Below are 13,768 nucleotides of genomic sequence, written 5' to 3' on the forward strand. Positions count from 1 at the left end.
CATGTCTGATCAAAATGCGAACCCTTATGCTTTCGTCAGAACCGAAACCCTTCCCGAATTGCCGCCGCCGGCGCGCGAAACGGGGGCCGTCAAATGGATGCGGGAGAACCTGTTCTCGAGCATTCCCAACGGAATCTTGACGGTTCTGGCGCTGTATTTCATCTATCTCGTGCTTTCGAGCACCCTACCTTGGATCACAGGCGGTATCTGGACGACGTCTTCGCTTGCGGAATGTCGTGAAGTCCTGAACGGTAAGTCCGCCGCCTGTTTCTCGGTACTGACCGAGCGTTGGAACCAGTTGCTTTACGGGTTCAAATACCCGGCCGAAGCATACTGGCGTCCGAACCTCGCGCTGCTGTTGTTGCTGATTGCGATTGCACCTGTGCTGTTCTTCGATCTGCCGCGCAAGCTGCTGATCTTCACAGCTATCTATCCCTTCCTGGCCTTCTGGCTGATCTGGGGTGGAACCATCCTGGCGCCCATTGTGGCTTTGCTTGGGGTTGTTGCAGGTGGCGTCGTCTTCCAGCTTTATGGCAAGAACAGTTTCGCTGTTGGCTTCTTTGGCGGCATCATCGCGGCCTTTGTGGTGTGGTGGCTCGGAGGGGCTCTCATTCCCGAGGGCGCATCGGAGAATGCCATGCTTTCCGCCGTGCCGTCGCGTGATCTTGGTGGCTTCATGCTCAATATGATGTTGGGTGTCACCTGTGTCTCGCTGTCGGTGCCTTTGGGCATTGCGCTGGCGCTGGGTCGTCAATCGAACATGCCGCTGATTAAGGGCATCTGCGTGATCTTTATCGAGTTTGTGCGTGGCGTGCCGCTTATCACCCTCTTGTTCGTGGCGTCTGTCATGCTGTCCTACTTCTTCCCGCCGGACAGCACAGTGGACCTTTTCCTGCGCGTGGTGATCATGATCACGATGTTCTCGGCGGCCTATATCGCCGAGGTTATCCGTGGTGGTCTCGCGGCTCTTCCAAAGGGACAGTACGAAGCTGCTGACAGTCTCGGCTTGGACTACGCACAGGCGATGCGTCTGATCATCCTGCCGCAAGCGCTCAAAATCTCGATTCCCGGCATCGTTAACGTCGCCGTTGGTCTGTTCAAGGATACCACCCTGGTTTCGGTCATCTCGATGTTCGACCTCGTGGGCATGATCCGCGGCCCGATCTTGGCGTCGACGGAATGGAACGGCGTCTACTGGGAACTCCTGGGCTTTGCCGCCCTGTTGTTCTTCGTCGTCTGCTACGGAATCTCACAATACTCACAATGGTTGGAGCGTCGTCTCGCAACCGATCATCGCTAAGGAGTTCACACTATGTCTGAACTTATGTCCGACCGCGCAATCGACCGCTCCAAAATGCATGTGGGCAGCGAGGTTGCGATTGAAATCTCCAACATGAACAAGTGGTACGGGACGTTCCACGTGCTGCGTGACATCAACCTCACGGTTCATGAAGGCGAGCGTATCGTTATCGCCGGGCCTTCGGGCTCGGGTAAATCCACCCTGATCCGTTGCATCAACCGTCTGGAAGAACACCAGTCGGGCAGCATCGTGGTGGATGGCACCGAACTGACGAGCGATCTCAAGAACATCGACAAGATCCGTTCGGAAGTGGGGATGTGTTTCCAGCACTTCAACCTGTTCCCGCACCTGACGATCCTCGAGAACTGTACACTGGCTCCGATCTGGGTGCGTAAGACGCCCAAGAAAGAGGCCGAGGAAACGGCGATGCACTTCCTTGAGAAGGTGAAAATCCCGGATCAGGCGCAAAAGTACCCCGGTCAGCTTTCGGGTGGTCAGCAGCAGCGTGTGGCGATTGCGCGTTCGCTTTGCATGCGTCCGCGTATCATGCTGTTCGATGAACCGACTTCGGCGCTTGACCCCGAGATGATCAAAGAGGTGCTCGACACCATGATCGAGCTTGCGGAAGAGGGCATGACCATGCTTTGCGTGACCCACGAGATGGGCTTTGCCCGTCAGGTCGCGAACCGCGTGATCTTTATGGACCAGGGTCAGATCGTTGAGCAGAACGAGCCTGAAGAGTTCTTCAACAATCCGAAGAGCGAGCGGACCCAACTGTTCCTCAGCCAGATTCTCGGCCACTGATAACGGCATGCAAACAAAGAGAAAGCCCCGCCATTGGCGGGGCTTTCTCCGTTTTAGGCATGGGGCCTAGGTTAGTTCTCTTGGTATGACGAAGGCCTTTACTTTGCCGGTTCCGAAAGACACCTCGTTCCAGCTATCTGCTTCGAACTCCAGCACCGTGGTGGCGCAGGTGGGATAGTCCAGAAAACGTTCGTGCGAAGGCAGTTTCGTGGCAAGACGTTCGGCAAATTCGCCGGTCCCGGGGTTATGGCCCAGCATCATCACGGTATCGCCCGAAGCGCCTTGCAAGGCCTTCAGCATGTTCTGCGCGCTCGACAAATAAAGCGTTCTGTCAAACTCTGCCGGTGCCTTGGTTTCCATCAGCGCGTGGGTTTCACGGGTGCGTTCGGATGTGGAGCTCAGAACGGTGTCAGGGGCGTAGCCTTTGCGTCGCAGCCAGTCACCCACCGCCTTGGCGGAAGCCCGACCACGTTTGTTCAGCGGGCGCTCGTGATCCGAAAGAGCTGGTTCCTTCCAGCTGGATTTCGCATGACGAACGAGGATCAATCTAAGTGTCATTCTCGAGAAAGACTCGCATATGGTAGGAGGATTGTTCCTCCATTCTGCCATAGTCTGCATTCGCGGGACAAGCGCGGCGCACCTCGCATCCGCGTGTTAGGCACGGATGTTCATCTATTGATCGCATGACGTTGCGACACCCTTGGACATCGTAGGTGCCGGTTGCAAAAGCATTCACCGGGCAGGTCGTAAGGCACGGTTTATCAACGCATTTTTCGCAGGGGGACGTAGGTGCAGGCGGGAGGTCAAGTTTTTCTCTCAGCGCGATTGCGCCGCGGAATGACACGAAAAGCCCAGCACGATCATGAACCAGAAGGTTGATCGGAGACGAGTGGCAGCGCCCCGTCTTAAGCGCCCAGCTGTAGAAAGGATTGTAGGGTGGCCCAGTGAAGGGAAAAAAGGCGCGTGCGCCCAGTTCCTTGGCGAGGTCCGTGACTACACGAGTTGACCACCGATCAACAGGATCGGGTTTGCCGTCGAGATACTCGGCTTGCGATATGAAATGCGCCCAGAACCGCGGTTCCTTTGGGGACAGCATCAAGAGGGTGCCGGCATCTGCAATCTCTCCATCCTCATCGGACGGATGGAACCCGCCGAGGATGTCTAGGTGCAGGGCCTGTGCGGCTTTGAGAACAGAGTCGTAGGTCATTTCCTGCGAAACGGTAGAGCGAGGCTCCAGCCGAGTCGAGAGGGACGATCATCTTGCCATTGCAGGCCGATCGTCATGCCCTCATGCCCCTTTTCGGGTTGGGCAATATAGGTCCCAAAGAGTCTGTCCCAGATTGAAAGGGCAAAGCCATAGTTGCTGTCGTGTTCGTGGCGATGAACCGAGTGATGAACCCTGTGCATGTCCGGTGTCACGAGGACCAGGCGAACGATGCGGTCCAGCCAGATTGGCAGACGCATGTTGGCGTGATTGAACATAGCGGTGCCGTTCAGGATGACTTCGAACAGGATAATGGCCAAGGCGGACGGGCCAAGGAGGTAGACGAGGCCGATCTTGAGCAACATCGAGAACGCGATTTCGACGGGGTGAAAGCGGATGGCGGTTGTTACGTCGATGTCGCGGTCGGCATGGTGGACACGGTGCAGGCGCCAGAGGATAGGGACTTTGTGCGTGATGAGATGTTGCAGCCAGATCGCGAAGTCGAAAATCAAAATGGCCAATATCGTCTCGGGGACGGTGCCCAGATCAATGCGGTTGAACAGTCCCCAACCGTTTTGACCCGCGTCCACCGCCGCGCCAACGGCAAGGAGAGGCAAGGCAAAGGCCATGAGACGCAGGGTGAGCGTATTGGTGATGGTCATTGCCCAGTTGGTTACCCAACGCTTGCTGCGTGGTTGCGTTCGGGCGCGTCGTGGCGCAAGGGCTTCGATGGTGGCGAAGAGGGCGAAGAGGCCCGCAAAGACGCTTAGGCGGATCAGGACTTCGTTTTCCATACAGGTCACCTCGGGGAATTCGATGATCTATATGTATTCCGTTCGTGGAATATTGAAACCCCTAGCACCTAGTCCCCTCGAATAAGTGATCCGGCGCCGTGTTCCGTGAACAGTTCGAGCAGACAGGCGTTCGGAGCGCGGCCATCCAGAATGACCACGGCACGGACACCGTCTTCGATGGCGTTCAGCGCTGTTTCCGTCTTGGGAATCATGCCGCCCGCGATCACACCCTCAGCCGTAAGGTCGCGGATCTGTTGCGCCTTGAGTTCGGTCATGACATCGCCCTCGGCGTTCTTCACGCCGGAGACGTCGGTCAGAAGCAGCAGGCGGTCCGCGTTGAGTGCGCCCGCGATGGCACCGGCGGCGGTGTCGCCATTCACGTTGAATGTCTCACCGTTGCGGCCCGCGCCAAGAGGCGCGATCACCGGAATGGTATCATTTGCAAACAACTCGTGCAGGAGCGCGGGGTTCATGTCGGCGGGGGTGCCGACGAAACCGAGATCCGGATTGGTCTGATCACAAACCATGAGGTTTGCATCCTTACCCGACAAGCCAACAGCCTTGCCGCCCTGACGGTTGATTGCCTGAACGATGCGTTTGTTGACCACACCGGACAGAACCATTTCGACAACTTCGACAGTCGCAGCATCGGTGACGCGTTTTCCGTTGACGAACTCGGACTGTATCTCGAGTTTCTTCAACATAGCGTTAATCATCGGTCCGCCGCCGTGAACGATCACCGGATTGACCCCAACCTGGCGCATCAGAACCACGTCTCGGGCAAAGTCATCCATCGCCTCGTCGCTGCCCATGGCGTGGCCGCCGAGCTTGATAACGACAATCGCGCCAGTGTAGCGCTGAAGGTAGGGAAGAGCCTGGGACAGGGTCCGGGCGGTGGCGATCCAGTCGCGGTTCATGTTCTGCTTCTTCATCTATCGGAGTCCTCTTGGCCGTTGTTGTTAGACCTTTGGGCCTTCGGTGCCAAGGGGCATTGCCTCTTGGTGGGAATGCGGTAGGTGTTATCCTGAGCGAGAGGATAGGTGTGTCATGGCGGATTCGCGGAAAACCCTTTTGATTACAGGCGCTAGCCGGGGCATTGGGCATGCCACGGTGCGACGTTTTCACCGCGAAGGCTGGCGGGTTGTCACGGTGTCGCGCACGCCCTGCGCACCGGAATGCCCCTTTGCGAAACCGGAAAACCACCTGATGCTCGACCTGTCGGACGCGGCGAATACGATCAATGCCGTAGGTCAGCTGCAGGAAATGCTCGATGGGCGTCTGGATGCATTGGTTAACAATGCCGGTGTTTCCCCGAAAGGCCCCGAGGGCGAGCGGCTCAATACGCTGAACACCGACCTCATGACCTGGGGGCAGGTCTTTCACGTAAATTTCTTTGCCTCAGTGGTACTTGCGCGGGGTTTGAAGGAAGAGTTGGCGGCGGCGAAAGGGTCGGTTGTGAACATCACTTCTATTGCGGGGAGCCGGGTGCATCCGTTTGCGGGGGCGGCTTATGCGACGTCGAAGGCGGCGCTGGCGGCTTTGACGCGGGAGATGGCGCATGATTTCGGGCCTTTGGGGGTGCGGGTGAACGCGATTGCTCCCGGTGAGGTGGAGACGGCAATCCTTTCGCCGGGCACCGACAAGATCGTAGAAAAGCTTCCACTTCAAAGACTTGGCCAGCCTGACGAGGTCGCCGCAGCGATCTATTTCCTGTGCTCGCAGGAGAGTTCCTACATCTCTGGATCAGAGATCGAGGTGAACGGGGCGCAGCACGTCTGACGCCATCGAATCAGCCTGAATTCTATTGGTTAATCGGGAAAACCGGCTGCGGTATCGCGTCGGTGCAACGTCGGTATTACGTCGGTATTGCTTTCGTAAAACGCATGGTTAACCGAGCGAGCGCCGAGGCAAAGGGTAACTGAAAGCTTAAGAAGCACGCCCCGCCAACCAGAGCGGAACGTGCCATTTTATCACGACAACGCGCGGCGCAGCGGTGCGATGTTGTTCAGGATCAGAAGATCAAACGCAAAGACACCGAGGAAGGTGAGGCCTGCCAGCGGGAACGCGAGAGACAGGAAGAGACCAACCAGAACGGCGCCCTTCCAATGCGGCATCTGGGCCGGGGGTGGTGGCGCTGCAAGGCGCGCGGCACGCGCGGGGCGGCGTTTGACCCAAATGACGACACCTGACAGGCTGATGAAGATCACGCTCAGGCAGAACAGCGTGTTCAGCGCGAGGTTCCAAAGCCCCATGAGGCCCATGTGGAAGGGCACGCTGACTGCCATGGTTTTGCCCATGGCCGAATAATCGGCAAAGCGCACATCGGCGAGGATCTTGCCGGTGTATTGGTCGACATGGATCGTCGTATCGCTGAAGGGATCTGTGCTGTCGCTGCTCATCGAATCGCGGTTGATGGTCCAGACACCGGTTTCGCCGCCCGGATAGGCGACGCGGAAACGCCCCGGAAGGCCGAGGCTTTGGCCAAGGGCAATCAGGCTGTCGATGTTGACGGGTGTGCCTTCGGGGATGCCGAACTGACCGGCGTCTGATCCGGAGGCGGGCATAGGCGTTTGTTCCAGCGCCCAGGGCACATCGTTGGTGTGGCCGTGATTCATGCTGGCGTGGGTGGCGTCGGACAGGGGCACGTTGTCCCATTTGGCGGCGGGGAAACTGCTCCAGGGTTGAACGAATTTACCGCCCCAGACACCGGCCCAGGACAGGCCGGAAAGCAGAAACACAACCATCAGGATGGACATCCAGAAGCCGATCGACCCATGCAGTGATTTCCAGAGGCTGCGGCCCCTTGCCCTCAGGTTGGGGATCAGAATGCTGGTGTCACCGCCCCGTGGCCACCACATGTAAAGGCCGGTCGTGACCAGAACGAGACCCAGACCTGCCGCGATTTCGATCAGGCGGTCGCCGGTGGTTCCGATCAACAGGTCAGAATGGATGTTGTCGGCAAAGTCATACCATCCGGCGCGGCGATCCCAGGTCTCGATGATTTCGCCGGAGTATTGGTCAATGGCGACCATGCGATTTCCGGTTTCGGTTTTGACGCGGAAAACGGTAGCCAGATCGGGGGATTTGGGGCCGATCCATTCGGCAATTGTTCCGGGCTGGGCCGTGAGGACCGCATCCGACAGCTTGCTGGCGGCCATGGCTTCGCCAGTTGGGGTGACGGTGATCTTCTCGCCGTCGCGGCCGTCGAAGAGATTGATGTACATCATCATCAGGCCGGTGACGGCGAGCGTGATCATGAAGGGGATGACATAGAGCCCGGCATAGAAGTGCCAGCGCCAGGCAGACATGTAGAATTTTTGCGACAGCGCGTTCGCGCCGCCGTTGGTTTCGGTGGTCATGAGGGTCTCCAATAGACACGAAAGGGCAGGCCAGAGGCGCCCTGTTGATTTCAGATTGTTAGTGAGTGTCAGGAGAGACGTGGCGGACCACGGGCATCATAGCGCCAGTGGAAACCGGCGCTGCGATGGGTGAAGTCGCGGTGTTGCCAGCGGTTGATCACCGGGGCGACCACATTCATGGCAACGGGGGAAAAGTGCGACAGGTCGGCGGTTTGAACCGCCGCGAAGGGGCAGGTCGAACTGGCGCGGGGATCGCTGTCGTCATGTGGGGCGGCATCGTCAAGATCGACGACGCGTTCTTCAACGCCGTATGCGGTACAGATCACCATAACCACCTTGCCGCTGTCATCCATGACAGGCATCCAGCCCTGGGGGATCAGGCTTGTCACTGCGAGAGCGAGCAAAAGCAGTGCTGACAGGGGCAGGCGGCGCAGCATGAGGTTAGTCGAGGCTGGCGATGAGGGCCCGCAGGGTGGGGATGCCGAAGCCTTTTTCCGAACTGGTCAGAACGAGCTCGGGGAAGGCGGCAGGGTGTTTCGACAGTTTTCCGCGGACCTGATCGAGGATCTTCTCGCGGTCTTTCTCTTTCACCTTGTCGGTCTTGGTCATGACGACCTGAAAGGTGACGGCAGAGCTGTCCAGCAGGGACATGATTTCCTCGTCCACGGCCTTAACGCCATGGCGCGAGTCGATCAGGACAAAGGCGCGGCGCAGGTTCACACGGCCCGAGAGGTATTGCTTGAGAAGCTTTTGCCACTTTTCGACCACCGGCAGGGGGGCGTTTGCATAGCCGTAGCCGGGAAGGTCGACGAGATAGTGGCTCTCGGCGAGGGTAAAGAAGTTGATTTCCTGCGTGCGGCCCGGCGTGTTGGAGGCACGCGCAAGGCGGGTGCGACCGGTCAGGGCGTTGATCAGGGAGGACTTGCCGACATTCGAGCGGCCCGCAAAGCAGACTTCGATCCGGTCTGCCGGGGGCAGGCCGTTCATGGCGACGACACCCTTGAGGAAATCGCTGTTGCTGCCGGCAAAGAGCTTGCGACCTTGCTCGCGTGCGAATTCTTCGGGTTCTTCGACGACGGGGAAGGGCAGTTGCATCACGAAACCTCTACGGTGTCGCCCACGGCGACGTCACCTGTGCCGGTGACAACGGCATAGACGCCAAATTCCTGGTGGCCACGCTTGTTCAGGGCATCCAGCGTATCCGCATCGCGCGCGCCGGTTTCCGGGTTGGCGGTGGTTGCGAGGCAGCGGGTGATCTCTTCGCGCACTTCCAGGGTGGCCCCGCCGATGCGCAGAGTTTTCCCGATCCAGGTTTTTTCTTCCCATGGCTCGAGGCCGGACAACAGGATGTTGCCGCGCCAGCGCTCCATGGACAGGGGCATCTTCATCTGCTCGGACAGGTCGTCGTTCGACGCGATGTTGAGGAGACTGATCGACGGGAAATCGGTATCGGTCATGCCGCGATTCTCGACACGCAGGATGCGGGCCGACTGCGCGCGGTCGGCTGGCATGATCGGGCGCACCCAGTCCAGGAAGCCGCGCAACTGTGTGTCGGGGTTGAAGGTGATCTCGCCGTGGCGCGGGTGCGTCAGGGTGACGGTGCCTTCGTCCTCGTTGCTTTTGGCGGTCACGGCCATCAGGCCGGGGGCCTTGGCCCCGCGCGAGAAGTTCACGCAGGACACCCATTTGGAGCCGTCCGCCTTGGACACCTCATGCGCCACGGCCCAGCGGCGATCCCATGGCATGGTTTCGCCTTTGGTCAGAGTCACCCGGTCCACGGACTCGCGTCCGTGGGATTTGATCGGGTGACGCCAGAGGGCAGCGACGCGGATGCTCATCAGTCGCCCGACTTTGCCTTGCGGGCAAAGCTGCTCTTGATGTTGCCGAAGACGTCGGGTTTGTAGCCGTGGCTGCGCATGATGAGGTATTGCTGCGTAAAGGTGATCACGTTGTTGGTGATCCAGTACAGCACGAGGCCGCTTGCAAAACTACCCAGCATGAACATGAAGACCCAGGGCATCCAGGCAAAGATCATCTGCTGGGTGGGGTCGGTGGGGGCCGGGTTCAGCTTCTGTTGCAGCCACATCGAGATACCCAACAGGATCGGCAGGATGCCGAGGCTGAAGATTTCGAAGAAGCCCAGTTCCGGAACCGCGAAAGGCAGGAGGCCGAAGAGGTTGATGATCGACGACGGATCGGGGGCCGACATGTCGGTGATCCAGCCAACCCAAGGGGCGTGGCGCAGTTCGAGGGTTACGAAGATCACCTTGTAGAGCGAGAAGAAGATCGGGATCTGGATCAGGATCGGCAGACAGCCCGAGGCGGGGTTCACCTTTTCCTTCTTATAAAGCTCCATCATGGATTGCTGCAGCTTCTGGCGATCGTCGCCAGCGGCCTCTTTCAGCTTTTCCATCTGCGGCTGGAGTTCCTTCATCTTGGCCATCGAAGCATAGGATTTATATGCCAGCGGGAAGACCACGATCTTGATCAGGACGGTCAGGCCGATAATCGCCCAGCCCATGTTGCCGATCAGGGCGTTCAGCCAGTGCAGAACCGCGAAGATCGGTTTGGTCAGGAAGAAGAACCAGCCCCAGTCGATGGTGTCGAGGAAGCGGTAGATGCCGGAGTCGTTCTGATAGTTGCGGATGGCTTCCCATTCCTTGGCACCGGCAAACAGGCGCGATTCCATGTTCTTGGTTTCGCCTGCGGCAAGGGTCATGGTGGGGAAGCGGGCGATGGCCTCGTAGGTATCGACCTGCGGCGAGTAGCGCAGAACCGAGGTGAAGGGCTGATCGCTGTTGGGGATCAGCATCGCCATCCAGTAGTGATCGGTAAAGCCGGTCCAGCCGTTGCCGGAGACCTGTTCGACGTCTGCGCCCGGTCCCCAGACCGGATCAACGCCAAAGTCCTGCATGTCGGAATAGTCGATGTCTTCACGCTCTTCCGAGAGTTGGCGCATTGCGCCTTCGTGCAGGATGAAGAAGTTCTTGAGGTCCTGCGGCTCGCCATGGCGGGTCAGGGTGCCGTAGGGGGCGAGAGAGACGGTTTCCGAACCGCTGTTCTGAACGCTTTGATTCACCGAGAACATGTAGTTCTCGTCGATGCTGAAGGTGCGGCGGAAGGTCAGGCCGTTGCCGTTGTCCCACTTGAGGGTGATGGGCGAGGTGGTCGACAGGGTCGAACCGCTTTCGAGCGACCATTCGGTGTTGGCACCGGGAACCTGGTCGAGCGAGAGGCCTGCGCCGGGGGCCCAGCCGTAGAGGGCGTAGAAGGCGTTCGGCTCGCCACGTTTGGCAAGGAAGGTCACCGTCGGCGAATTTTCGTCTAGGGTTTCGCGGTAGTCGTTCAGGTGCAGGTCGTCGAGACGGCCGCCCAGAAGCGAGATCGAACCGCTCAGGCGAGCCGTGGCGATGTCGACGCGCGGGGCATCCTTGGTTTCCACGACGTCGGCCGTGTTTGTGGCCGCGCCGGCATCAGCTGCGGCGTTCGGGGTTGCCGCCGCGGGCTGGGTTGCCTCAGCGGTGATCGCGGGTGCGTTGGGATCTTCCACCGGATCGGGCGGGGGAAACATGATAAACCAGACCAAAATCACGACGAAGCTGAGTGCGGTCGCGAGAATGAGGTTCTTGTTCTGATCGTCCATTGCCGGAAGCCACCTGTCTCTTGAAACTTTGTGGTGGTTCAACAGAGGTGAGACCCAAAGGTCAAGCGGTTATTGGGATATGAGCGGCTTTGACCCCGCCAAACGGGGATCTGGCGGCCCTTAGCCGGTCCTGCGCCCGATTTGCGGGGGCGCAGCGAGGCGGGCGCGGTGTGCGCGTGTCCACGCAATTGTTTCTGCAAAGGGCATGGGATGGGCGATGCCAAAGCCCTGAACGTGGGCACAGCCCAACTGCGCGAGCATGGTGTGTTCTCCGGCGGTTTCCACGCCTTCGGCAAGGGTTTCGATGCCGAGGCGTTCGCACATGGTGAGGATGGCGGTGATCATCCGCTGCTGATCCCCGTCGCGATCGACCTGAGACACAAACATGCGCGAGATCTTGAGGCGGGACACCGGCAACTGGCGCAGGGCGCCGATCGAGGTCTGACCGGTGCCGAAATCATCAAGGTCAATGCCGCACCCGAGATCAGCCAGCCGGGTGATGTTGCGGATCACCACGGTTTCCTTGGGGCCGGTAGCGACGCTTTCGAGGATTTCGATGGTCAGGCGTTCGGGCAGGATGCCGAAACGGTCGAGCGCCCAGGCGACCTTGTCGGGCAGATTGGGATTGTGCAGTTCCTCGTCGGCGAAGTTGACGCCAACCTGCGGGATATCAAGCCCCAGCCTGTCCCATTTACGCAGGGCCTTGAAGGCGTGGGCGAGCATCCTGTCGGTCAGGGTTTCCGACAGGCCATAGCGGTGCAGGAGGGGCAGGAATTCGATGGGGGGAATCACGCCGAATTTCGGGTGATCCCAGCGCGCGAGGGCCTCGAACCCGGACACGCGGCCTGTGTCGGTGGAAAGCTGCGGTTGAAACCATGCCTTGATCTCGTTGCGTTCAAGGGCAAAGGCCGCGTCGGTTTCGATCTGGCGATGTCGAAGCGCCCGCCGTCCGAGTTCTGGAGAATGGGCGCGGATGCAGGAGGTGCCCTTGCGGCGCGCTTCTTCCAGTGCCTGTGCGGCGCAATCCAGGAAGGCGTTGGTCTCTTGTTGCGGTGTGGCGAGCGCAAAGCCGATGGAGCAGGTCGGCAGCAGCGTTGCATTGGGGAGGGTCACGGGCTCTTCGAGGGCGGTTTGAAGGCGTGCCGAGAGACGCAGGCAGGCGTCACGGTCCAGCGAGGGCCCCGCGGCCAGTGTCGCGGCAAAGCGCGCCTCGCCAATGCGGGCGACGTGATCGATATCGCGCATGGCCTGGCTGATGCGCAGGGCGGACTGGCGCAGAACCGTATCGGTGCTTGCCTGTCCGTGGCGCGCCCGCAGGTCGATGAAATCATCAAGTTCGATATGGAAACAGGCGGTGGATTGATCGTCCCTGTTTGCCTGCGTGAGGGTCATTTCGGTCGCGATCTGGAACCCTTCGGAGTTCAGAAGACCGGTAAGCCCATCGCGCCCCTTGTCCCGCGCGGGGGGAGGGGGTGACGGCAGTGTCGAGACATAGGCCGCAGCGGGCAGCAGAGCCAGAATGGCGAAGACCCAGACCTCGCCCACAAGAAGATAGGCGGACAGGATCAGGATCGGCGAGAGAATCTGAAAATACCGCGATGCGGCCCGGATGTCGTAGTGCCCCAGCATGGTCTGCCCCTTGTTTGGATCAGGGGCAGATTAGGGGGCGGGATTTCCCGTGCGGTTAACGTAGCTTGGGAATGTCGTTGCCAATTTCCTCAAATTGTTCCGTTCCGCGCATCAGGCCGGCGAAATCGAACAGTTTGGGATCAAGCATGTGCGAGGGGCGGATGTTGGTCAGGGCGCGGAACATGACCTGCCGCCGACCGGGGCTGTTCTTTTCCCATTGGTCGAGGATCTGCTTGACCTGCTGACGCTGCAACCCGTCTTGAGAACCGCAGAGATCACAGGGGATGATCGGGTAGTTCATGGATTTGGCGAATTTCTCGCAGTCTTCCTCGGCAACATGGGCCAGGGGACGGTAGACGAAGAGATCGCCTTCTTCGTTGACCAGCTTGGGGGGCATGGTCGCGAGCCGGCCACCGTGGAAGAGGTTCATGAAGAAGGTTTCGAGAATGTCGTCGCGGTGGTGGCCCAGAACAACCGCCGAGCAGCCCTCTTCGCGGGCGATGCGGTAGAGGTTGCCACGACGCAGGCGCGAGCAGAGGGCGCAATAGGTGCGCCCTGCGGGGACCTTGTCCTTCACGACGGAATAGGTGTCCTGATACTCGATGCGGTGTTCGACGCCCATTTTCTCAAGGAATTCGGGCAGGACGGTAGCCGGGAAATTGGGTTGGCCCTGATCAAGGTTGCAGGCCAGAAGGTCGACCGGCAAAAGCCCGCGCCACTTGAGCTCGTGCAGCACGGCCAGCAGCGTGTAGCTGTCCTTGCCGCCGGAGAGGCAGACCAGCCAGCGGGCGCCGCGTTCGATCATGCCATACTGCTCGATCGCCTCGCGCGTCTGGCGCACGATGCGTTTGCGCAGTTTCTTGAAACTGGCCGAAGAGGGGGCGCCGTGGAACAGCGGGTGGATATCGTCGAGATCATCAAGCATGGGCTGCCCTTTAGGGGAAACGGGCCTTGTGGGCAAGGATTCCCGCCGTGAGGCAGGCAAGAGTCATCCGATGGAAGGCGCGGGGCGTATCCGAAGGGAACACAGGAGCC

The 13,768-nt window shown here is 59.6% G+C and carries 13 protein-coding genes; 3 read left to right on the forward strand and 10 right to left on the reverse strand.

Annotated elements, in window-relative coordinates; all coding sequences use genetic code 11:
• Position 1: 1 nt before the first annotated feature.
• Both NNA36_RS18695 and NNA36_RS18700 read left to right on the forward strand, forming a co-directional pair.
• Positions 2-1,300, forward strand: a complete 1,299-nt coding sequence (locus NNA36_RS18695) for an amino acid ABC transporter permease (protein WP_255109935.1) — start codon at positions 2-4, stop codon at positions 1,298-1,300.
• A 12-nt stretch (positions 1,301-1,312) separates the two neighbouring features.
• Positions 1,313-2,104: an amino acid ABC transporter ATP-binding protein gene (locus NNA36_RS18700; protein ID WP_303623808.1), complete on the forward strand. Its 792-nt coding sequence runs from the start codon at positions 1,313-1,315 to the stop codon at positions 2,102-2,104.
• A 66-nt stretch (positions 2,105-2,170) separates the two neighbouring features.
• Here NNA36_RS18700 and NNA36_RS18705 read toward each other — a convergent pair whose 3' ends face one another.
• The 3 genes from NNA36_RS18705 to argB all read right to left on the reverse strand — a co-directional run bounded on the left by NNA36_RS18705 (position 2,171) and on the right by argB (position 5,034).
• A complete protein-coding gene (locus tag NNA36_RS18705; protein ID WP_255109937.1) occupies positions 2,171-2,662 on the reverse strand; it encodes a histidine phosphatase family protein in 492 nt (163 codons plus the stop codon).
• A 645-nt stretch (positions 2,663-3,307) separates the two neighbouring features.
• The gene (locus NNA36_RS18710) at positions 3,308-4,102 is read right to left on the reverse strand and encodes a sterol desaturase family protein (protein ID WP_255109940.1); all 795 of its coding nucleotides are present in this window, start codon (positions 4,100-4,102) and stop codon (positions 3,308-3,310) included.
• Positions 4,103-4,170: 68 nt separating this feature from the next.
• Positions 4,171-5,034 (reverse strand): acetylglutamate kinase, encoded by an 864-nt coding sequence (gene argB / locus NNA36_RS18715; RefSeq protein ID WP_255109942.1) that lies wholly within the window; start codon positions 5,032-5,034, stop codon positions 4,171-4,173.
• Positions 5,035-5,149: 115 nt separating this feature from the next.
• Here argB and NNA36_RS18720 point away from each other — a divergent pair, with 115 nt between their 5' ends.
• A complete protein-coding gene (locus NNA36_RS18720) occupies positions 5,150-5,881 on the forward strand; it encodes an SDR family NAD(P)-dependent oxidoreductase (protein ID WP_255109943.1) in 732 nt (243 codons plus the stop codon).
• Between the two features lie 191 nt (positions 5,882-6,072).
• Here NNA36_RS18720 and NNA36_RS18725 read toward each other — a convergent pair whose 3' ends face one another.
• The 7 genes from NNA36_RS18725 to ttcA form a co-directional block, all read right to left on the reverse strand.
• Positions 6,073-7,461 carry a PepSY domain-containing protein gene (locus NNA36_RS18725; RefSeq protein ID WP_255109945.1) on the reverse strand — a complete coding sequence of 463 codons (1,389 nt, stop codon included), beginning with the start codon at positions 7,459-7,461 and terminating at the stop codon, positions 6,073-6,075.
• A gap of 68 nt (positions 7,462-7,529) precedes the next feature.
• Positions 7,530-7,898 carry a DUF2946 family protein gene (locus NNA36_RS18730; RefSeq protein WP_255109947.1) on the reverse strand — a complete coding sequence of 123 codons (369 nt, stop codon included), beginning with the start codon at positions 7,896-7,898 and terminating at the stop codon, positions 7,530-7,532.
• A gap of 4 nt (positions 7,899-7,902) precedes the next feature.
• On the reverse strand, positions 7,903-8,556 hold the full coding sequence (gene yihA, locus NNA36_RS18735; protein WP_255109949.1) for a ribosome biogenesis GTP-binding protein YihA/YsxC: 654 nt from the start codon (positions 8,554-8,556) through the stop codon (positions 7,903-7,905).
• Positions 8,556-9,299 (reverse strand): MOSC domain-containing protein, encoded by a 744-nt coding sequence (locus NNA36_RS18740; protein WP_255109951.1) that lies wholly within the window; start codon positions 9,297-9,299, stop codon positions 8,556-8,558. Before NNA36_RS18740 ends, yihA begins: the two co-directional genes overlap by 1 nt.
• A complete protein-coding gene (gene yidC / locus NNA36_RS18745) occupies positions 9,299-11,104 on the reverse strand; it encodes a membrane protein insertase YidC (protein ID WP_255109953.1) in 1,806 nt (601 codons plus the stop codon). Before yidC ends, NNA36_RS18740 begins: the two co-directional genes overlap by 1 nt.
• Positions 11,105-11,224: 120 nt before the next feature.
• Complete coding sequence (locus NNA36_RS18750) at positions 11,225-12,733, reverse strand: bifunctional diguanylate cyclase/phosphodiesterase (protein WP_255109955.1); 1,509 nt, start codon at positions 12,731-12,733, stop codon at positions 11,225-11,227.
• Positions 12,734-12,788: 55 nt separating this feature from the next.
• Positions 12,789-13,658 carry a tRNA 2-thiocytidine(32) synthetase TtcA gene (gene ttcA, locus NNA36_RS18755; RefSeq protein WP_255109957.1) on the reverse strand — a complete coding sequence of 290 codons (870 nt, stop codon included), beginning with the start codon at positions 13,656-13,658 and terminating at the stop codon, positions 12,789-12,791.
• Between the last annotated feature and the right edge of the window lie 110 nt (positions 13,659-13,768).

Source organism: Shimia sp. CNT1-13L.2 (assembly GCF_024331145.1).
Lineage (GTDB): Bacteria > Pseudomonadota > Alphaproteobacteria > Rhodobacterales > Rhodobacteraceae > Shimia.

What these genes read in the sequence shown, in the direction of transcription:
- NNA36_RS18695 (WP_255109935.1), top strand. Translation starts at nt 2, where the DNA reads ATGTCTGATCAAAATGCGAACCCTTATGCTTTCGTCAGAACCGAAACC.
- NNA36_RS18700 (WP_303623808.1), top strand. Translation starts at nt 1,313, where the DNA reads ATGTCTGAACTTATGTCCGACCGCGCAATCGACCGCTCCAAAATGCAT.
- NNA36_RS18705 (WP_255109937.1), bottom strand. Translation starts at nt 2,662, where the DNA reads ATGACACTTAGATTGATCCTCGTTCGTCATGCGAAATCCAGCTGGAAG.
- NNA36_RS18710 (WP_255109940.1), bottom strand. Translation starts at nt 4,102, where the DNA reads ATGGAAAACGAAGTCCTGATCCGCCTAAGCGTCTTTGCGGGCCTCTTC.
- argB (WP_255109942.1), bottom strand. Translation starts at nt 5,034, where the DNA reads ATGAAGAAGCAGAACATGAACCGCGACTGGATCGCCACCGCCCGGACC.
- NNA36_RS18720 (WP_255109943.1), top strand. Translation starts at nt 5,150, where the DNA reads ATGGCGGATTCGCGGAAAACCCTTTTGATTACAGGCGCTAGCCGGGGC.
- NNA36_RS18725 (WP_255109945.1), bottom strand. Translation starts at nt 7,461, where the DNA reads ATGACCACCGAAACCAACGGCGGCGCGAACGCGCTGTCGCAAAAATTC.
- NNA36_RS18730 (WP_255109947.1), bottom strand. Translation starts at nt 7,898, where the DNA reads ATGCTGCGCCGCCTGCCCCTGTCAGCACTGCTTTTGCTCGCTCTCGCA.
- yihA (WP_255109949.1), bottom strand. Translation starts at nt 8,556, where the DNA reads ATGCAACTGCCCTTCCCCGTCGTCGAAGAACCCGAAGAATTCGCACGC.
- NNA36_RS18740 (WP_255109951.1), bottom strand. Translation starts at nt 9,299, where the DNA reads ATGAGCATCCGCGTCGCTGCCCTCTGGCGTCACCCGATCAAATCCCAC.
- yidC (WP_255109953.1), bottom strand. Translation starts at nt 11,104, where the DNA reads ATGGACGATCAGAACAAGAACCTCATTCTCGCGACCGCACTCAGCTTC.
- NNA36_RS18750 (WP_255109955.1), bottom strand. Translation starts at nt 12,733, where the DNA reads ATGCTGGGGCACTACGACATCCGGGCCGCATCGCGGTATTTTCAGATT.
- ttcA (WP_255109957.1), bottom strand. Translation starts at nt 13,658, where the DNA reads ATGCTTGATGATCTCGACGATATCCACCCGCTGTTCCACGGCGCCCCC.